Source organism: Pusillimonas minor (assembly GCF_014237865.1).
Taxonomy (GTDB): domain Bacteria; phylum Pseudomonadota; class Gammaproteobacteria; order Burkholderiales; family Burkholderiaceae_B; genus Neopusillimonas; species Neopusillimonas minor.
The window spans coordinates 1-6065 of the sequence record NZ_JACJUU010000028.1 but is presented as its reverse complement, the minus strand read 5'-3'; the positions used below and the strand labels follow the sequence as shown (position 1 = coordinate 6065).

Below are 6065 nucleotides of genomic sequence, written 5' to 3'. Positions count from 1 at the left end.
CCAGAATAACGCTATGCAGTCGGGCAGCCAGCGGGTTAAGGCGTCTTTCCAAATGCCGTCAAAATCGGGGTTGACGGCGGGGTTGGGCATGACGGCATTCCTTAAGGCTGCAGCGGCAAAGACTGCGGAATGCTGACTGTATCGGCGCGTGGCAAATCAAAATAGTCGCAGATGTACGCGGGATGAAAATGGCTTGTGGTGTGTCGGCGCACTGACTAGCCGGTTGCGGGCGCCTGCGAATGCTAACCACAACGCCCGCTTGGCAATTCCCACTGCCAGAAAGCCGCACACCCCGGTTCGCCGCTGACCCGCCCGGCCACTAAAAACAAAAATTTTTAAGCGCACACCCTAAAGTTCATATCCCCCCCGTCGTTAATGCCTATGAACAGGAAGACTTTAGGGTTGGTTTCAGCTTAATACCGCAACAGCGGCACGCAGTATCAAGCTCTAATCTTCTTGGCAACCGGGCGAATCTCTCGCCAATTACACTACCAGGAGTTACTCATGTCAGTAATCAACACCAACTATCTGTCACTGGTTGCCCAAAACAACCTGCAGAAGTCGCAATCGGCTCTGGGCACAGCCATTGAGCGTCTGTCGTCCGGTCTGCGTATTAACAGCGCTAAAGACGACGCCGCCGGCCAAGCTATTGCCAACCGTATGGGCGCTCAGATCAACGGTCTGAACCAAGCTTCGCGTAACGCCAACGATGGTATCTCTGCTGCTCAAACAACTGAAGGCGCGTTGAACCAAATCAACGACAACCTGCAACGCATCCGTGTTTTGACCGTTCAAGCTACTAACGGTACCAATAGCCAAGAAGACTTGACTTCGATCCAGAATGAAATTGGTCAGCGCATGGAAGAGATTGACCGCATCTCGCGCGAAACCGAATTCAATGGTGTTTCTGTGCTGGCCAAAGATCAGAAGCTGACTATTCAAGTAGGTGCTAACGATGGTCAAACAATTGAGATCGATCTTAAAGAGATCAACATTAACAAGCTCAAGTTGGATGGCTTTAACGTTGATAAAGACGGCGCGGTTGCAAATAAAGCAGCCACGCAGGCTGACTTAGACGCCGCAAGTAACATCGATAAGGTCGACGACCAGTATTTTGTGACGACTGCTAACACTGCTGTCACAGCAGACGAAATTCTTAGCAATATCGCAGAAACAATCACAGTGTCCGTAGCTGGCCCAGCTGATACAAATGCTTTTGCTAACGCCCTTGGCTTTACCACTACTGGCGGCACAGTAGCGCTTGACGGTTTGCGCAGCGATGGCAACGGTGGTTTTAAATTTGATGTTGAGGGCACTGTTTTATCGACTGACGTCGACGATTTCATTAAGCCTGCAGCTGGCACTTCTACGCAAGCTACATACTCTGCCGGTGGGGTGGCTCATCAAATCTTGATTGAGAGTGACGGTTCAATTACTGATACTAAAGGCCAAGCGTACTTCATTACAACTACTGGTGAGCTTACCTATGATGATCTTGGTGGTGTCAACGGTGGAGCAACGGTGGCGAAGTTGACTACAGCGATGCGCGCCGCTACTGGTGCTGATGCGGCATCGTTGAAGCTTGAAAATGGTACTACTGTCAAGAACGTTACTGCTGGCGGTAACCTTACAGTCGAGAACATTAGCATCTCGGCTGCAGACTTGGCCGATGTAATTGACACAGAGAGTCTGACTGTTACCACATCGACCACTGCCGGTCGGGATGGTGTTGCGGGTGTAGATGCGGTCGTTATTGCGGGTACCAATATCGGTACACTCACCGTTGAGGCGGGTGGCAACCAGGTGTATCGCAATGATGACGGTCAGTTGACCCAGGCGGAAGAGGAGAAAGTTGAGCTGTTCGTTCGTGATAATGGCAACATCACCGACATTGCTGCCAATCAGTACTTTGTTAAGGCCAATGGTGACATCACAGCAAGTGCAACAACGCCTGGCGGACTGACAGAGAAGCCGCTTGAGGCGATCGATAATGCATTGGCTATGGTAGATGAGCTGCGCTCAGACCTTGGTGCGATTCAGAACCGTTTCGAATCGGCCATCACCAACCTGCAAACAACATCGAACAACCTGGCAGCCGCTCAGTCGCGTATTCAAGACGCCGACTACTCGGTTGAAGTTGCGAACATGACTCGTGCGCAGATTCTGCAGCAAGCTGGTACTTCGGTTCTGGCTCAGGCTAACCAGATTCCTCAGGGCGTTTTGTCTCTCCTGCGTTAATCTGAAAACTCGGCTTAGTACCAAGTTAGCAGGCCCCTCGAAAGAGGGGCCTGTTTTTTTTGGGGCGACGTTTAGGTTTTGTTTACGCCTGAAAAGCTGGTCGGTGACCCGGCTTTACAGGGTTCTGCTTGTTATGTTCTGGACTGGTCTGGTCTTGATGCGGATTCGCAGTCATGAGCCGAGCCATACACCTTGCCGACGCAGCAGGTCTTTAAGTCGCGAGACAATCAGCAGGGCTTTGGCGTCGAGGTTGCGTTGGCCTGTCAGGTACTCGCCATTAGCATCGGGTACTTTGCCGGCGGTCAGGGCGTCGCGCAGGGCCATGGCCCATTGGTTTTCCGTGCCGCCTTTTTGCATTTGGGCAATCACAAATAGTTCGGCGGGGTTTAGCTTAAGGTTGATGCCGGTGTGCCACAAGTTGTAGCGGCCCAGGGGGAATTGGGCGTCTTGCTGCAGGCGTTGGGTTAGCTGAGCAAAGCCGGGCACCAGTACGGTGTTGCTGTTGGGTTGGTCGTAGGGGCCGGGTTCCAGCGTGTAGCGCAGCATGCCTAGTTTGAACATGGTTTGTAGTGCTGTGGTCAGGGCCGCTTCGGTATTGTTGTTGCCTGCAGCGCTACGTATTGCATCTGTTGCGCACAGGTTGTTAAAGGCCAGTGAACGGGGCCAGGCTTCTGACAATGTGTTGATCAAAGCCACGACCATGGCGTCTTTGGTGGTGACGTTGCGGCCGGCATGGTTGGTATAGGCTTGTGCACCTGCGGGGGTGTTGTCGTTGTTGGCGCTTTGGAAGAAGCCGGCCCAGCGCAGGTGGGGCACACGGTCAAGTTCGGGGTCTTTGGTGATGGTGTCGGCGTTGTCGGCGCGTACCAGCAGACTTTTACGGAAGTTGCGGCCCACGGCAAAGTCGAGGTATTGCTGGCGCAATGCTTTAGGTTGGCCCAGGGCGACCATGCTGTGTGTAAGTTGTACGTTTTGGCCAAAGGCGGCGCCCAGTTCGCTTTGGGGTTCGGCGTCGCCAACATAGGCCAGGCCGTTCTGGTCGGCCAGACTGACAAATTCTACGAAGTAGCAGGGGGTGTTGAAGGCTTCCAGGTATTCGTGGGTAATGTAGTAGTCAGAAAACTTGCGCAGTTGGTTGACGGCACCGCGTAGGGATGGCGCCAGGGGGTTGGATACCGCCAGGCCGTCAGACAGCAGGGTTAGCATGGCTTTGGCGCGGGCGAGTTTTTCTTCGTCGTTTTCGGCGCCGTAGCTGTTCAGCATCATGGCATCGCGCACAATGTCGCCGGCTTTCCAGCCGGGGTAGGTGTTGTAGCTAATGTACGCCACACCCTTCGGCGACAGGTTTTCTTTGCAAATGCGCAGCATGGCTTGCTGCACGTCGTGGGGTACCCAGCTGAATACGCCGTGGGCAATAATGTAGTCAAACTCGCCAAATTCTGGCGTGATATCGGCCAGGCTCATGGCGTGCAATGTCATGTTCTTCAGGCCCAGTTCGTTTACGACTTGTTGGCCCTGGCCAATTTGGCCCGACGACAAGTCAACGCCCACCACGGTGGCCTCGGGGTAGGCGACGGCAAATGGCAGCAGGTTGCCGCCTGCGGCGCAGCCCAGTTCCAGCACGCGTGCCTTTTCTATGGGTACGGTGTCGACCCCGTATAGGTGGGCCGCAGCCCGTATATGCCCTGGCGATGCGTAATAAAAAGCGTTCGACGTGTATTGCGAGCGGTCGTAGTGGTCGGCAATTTGCTGGTTGACGTCTTCTGGGGGCATGTTCATTTGACACGGGCTCCGGGTTAGCAATGGGTTAGCCCGTAAGCGTAGCAAAATTGGTATTGTGGCAAACGGCCGATTAACGGCGAAATTTTGGGGTGTTGTGGGGGATGGGTGGGTGACGGCATAACGCGTTAGGTAGGTACGCGCACATACAATGCGCATTCTTCGGCATCGCACATAACACTACTCAGTATTCCGACACTTCGCGGCCAAGATTCCAGTACGCCGTTACAAGACTCCGGCCCGCCATTGCATGTCATTTTCATCCCGCGTATATCTGCGACTGTTTTGATTCGCCCCGGGCCGATACAGTCAGCATTCCGCAGCCGTCGTTGCAGCCTTAAGGAATGCCGTCATGTTCAACCCTGCCGTCAACCCCGACTTTGACGGCATTTGGAAAGACGCCTTAACCCGCTGGTTGCCCGATTGCATAGCACTCTTCTGGCCCGAGGTGCATGCCCAGGTTAACTGGCAAGTAGCGCCGGTACTGCTGGATAAAGAATTGCAGAGCTTGCGTAAAATTAACAAGCGCGGCGTAAGGTATGTAGACCACCTTGCCCAGGTGCAATTGCGTGGCGGTGGCATGGCTTTGTTGCTTATCCATATCGAAGTGCAGGCCGGCGCCGTCAGCCGTGACTTGGCCCAACGCATGCTGGTGTATCGTTTTCGCCTTATGGAAAAGCACTCGCACCACAGCCATTTCTCTTGCGCTATTCTGCTCGACAGAGCGCATGGGCCCGACACCGAACGCTACCGTGCTGCCGTCGGCAGCAACGAATTGCTGTTTACATTTCCGGTGATTAACCTGGCTAAATGGGCTGCAAGGACCGACGAACTGCGTGACATCGCCCCTAACAATCCTTTCGCCGTGGTTATATTGGCCCAACTGGCCTGCCGCGCGACGCAAGCATCCGCCGAATCCCGCTTGGTGAGCAAGCTGGAATTGGCTAAACTATTGAAATATTGGGGCTATGACGTTGGGCAGCGCATTAACCTGTTGCGCATCATCGATTCATTACTGATACTGCCCAAAGCCATGGAAGATACTTTCATGACAACCCTGACGACGCAAATCGAGGAACCGCAAGCCATGACATTCATCAGCAACATCGAACGCTACTACTGGCAGCGCCACATCGATGAGAACAAGCAGGGGTGGCTGGAAGAGGGGCTCAGCAAAGGCGAGCAATTGGGCCAACGTCACGGCGCTGCCAACGTACTGCAAACTCTTTTGCAGCAAAAATTCGGCACGCTACCCGACTGGGCAACTGACCAAATCCATCAGGCCGACACCAATACCCTGCAGCGCTGGGCCATCAACGTCTTAAACGCCCAAACCCTGCAAGCCGTTTTCGAGCAGTAATTCTCGGCGCCCAGTAGCGCACAAAACCCCCTCAGCAATGGCACACACCGCTGTTCTGGGGCCTAAAACAACGCTGCAACACCCTGACACAACCCGCACCCCACCCAAAAATAGCTAGCTAAACGCCAACCGCCCCGGCTGATGCGGGGTGTGGCGCCGGGCGGGCTTTGAGCGTGCCGGCGGACGGGCCTTGGCCGTGGGTGCAAGGGCGCGGCTGTTCGAGCGAATCGTTTTCGACCAGCCGGGGGCTGGTCGATCTCGCGAGTTCCGCGTCCGCCACGACCAAGGCCTGGATGCCGGGTAGCCCCGCAGGGGCCGCGCGATTGCCCGCCCGGCGCCACACCCCGCATCGGCATGCATTCGCCAGGTACGCGCAAATGCAATGTGTATATCGCGGTATCGCACATAACGCTCATCAGTATTCCGACACTCCGCAGCCTACCGACTAGCCAAGATTCCGGCACGCCGTTGTAAGACTCCGGCACGCCATTGCATGTCATTTTCATCCCGCGTACATCTGCGACTATTTTGATTCGCCCCGGGCCGATACAGTCAGCATTCCGCAGCCTTTGCCGCTGCAGCCTTAAGGAATGCCGTCATGCCCAACCCCGCCGTCAACCCCGATTTTGACGGCATTTGGAAAGACGCCTTAACCCGCTGGCTGCCCGACTGCATAGCGTTATTCTGG

3 protein-coding genes are annotated in these 6065 nt (G+C 54.9%); 2 read left to right on the top strand and 1 reads right to left on the bottom strand.

The window, feature by feature from the left end:
- The first annotated feature begins 504 nt into the window (after window positions 1-504).
- Window positions 505-2238 carry a flagellin N-terminal helical domain-containing protein gene (locus GTU67_RS14945; RefSeq protein ID WP_185780787.1) on the top strand — a complete coding sequence of 578 codons (1734 nt, stop codon included), beginning with the start codon at window positions 505-507 and terminating at the stop codon, window positions 2236-2238.
- A gap of 171 nt (window positions 2239-2409) precedes the next feature.
- Here GTU67_RS14945 and GTU67_RS14940 read toward each other — a convergent pair whose 3' ends face one another.
- A complete protein-coding gene (locus GTU67_RS14940) occupies window positions 2410-4017 on the bottom strand; it encodes a methyltransferase regulatory domain-containing protein (protein WP_185780786.1) in 1608 nt (535 codons plus the stop codon).
- A gap of 352 nt (window positions 4018-4369) precedes the next feature.
- On the opposite strand from GTU67_RS14940, the gene GTU67_RS14935 reads away from it, so the two are divergent.
- Window positions 4370-5377: an RpnC/YadD family protein gene (locus GTU67_RS14935; RefSeq protein WP_185780785.1), complete on the top strand. Its 1008-nt coding sequence runs from the start codon at window positions 4370-4372 to the stop codon at window positions 5375-5377.
- Window positions 5378-6065: the final 688 nt, after the last annotated feature.

Bases quoted from the DNA above. Each gene is read 5' to 3' on its own strand.
- GTU67_RS14935 (WP_185780785.1), top strand. From the start codon at position 4,370: ATGTTCAACCCTGCCGTCAACCCCGACTTTGACGGCATTTGGAAAGAC.
- GTU67_RS14945 (WP_185780787.1), top strand. From the start codon at position 505: ATGTCAGTAATCAACACCAACTATCTGTCACTGGTTGCCCAAAACAAC.
- GTU67_RS14940 (WP_185780786.1), bottom strand. From the start codon at position 4,017: ATGAACATGCCCCCAGAAGACGTCAACCAGCAAATTGCCGACCACTAC.